This is a genomic window from Myroides sp. N17-2 (assembly GCF_002286775.1).
GTDB lineage: Bacteria > Bacteroidota > Bacteroidia > Flavobacteriales > Flavobacteriaceae > Flavobacterium.
This window is the reverse complement of the sequence record NZ_NSGJ01000121.1, coordinates 1-446: the sequence shown is the minus strand read 5'-3', so window position 1 is coordinate 446 and position 446 is coordinate 1. Positions and strand designations below refer to the sequence as shown.

1 pseudogene is annotated in these 446 nt (G+C 35.0%); it reads right to left on the bottom strand.

Annotated elements, in window-relative coordinates:
* A pseudogene (locus tag CF599_RS19610) lies at positions 1–446 on the bottom strand (hypothetical protein); the annotation flags it as partial.

The window sequence follows — 446 nt, the reverse complement described above, 5'->3', positions numbered from 1 at the left end:
GTTGTCTCTTTTTCATCACCTTTCTCATCCTTCCACTTAAAGATAAAGTCGCCGTCTTTCTCTACTACTGTTACTGTACCAGGTCCTGCTTCTTTCTCTATCTGATTGATAATCTCCTTGATGATTGAGTTATCCTCAAATATAGTTTTGCTATTATCTATAACTGACTGAATTACATCGATCTCTGTAACTACATTCTTCTCATTCGTATAAGTATACTTTCCTGTTAACTTACCATCGCCGTCTTTCTGAGCAACTAAAGTAGTCTCTGTCTCTGCAAACTTCACTAAATCATTAATATTGATCTCCTCCGTTTTATAAACATCGCCTTCTTTTACTGTCACATAGAACTTACCGCCTTCATAAGTAACATTGCCTTCAATGTTCTCAGTTACATATTTATTTAAGATCTCTTGTACCTCTTTCTTGTTGATAATCTCTTCAAA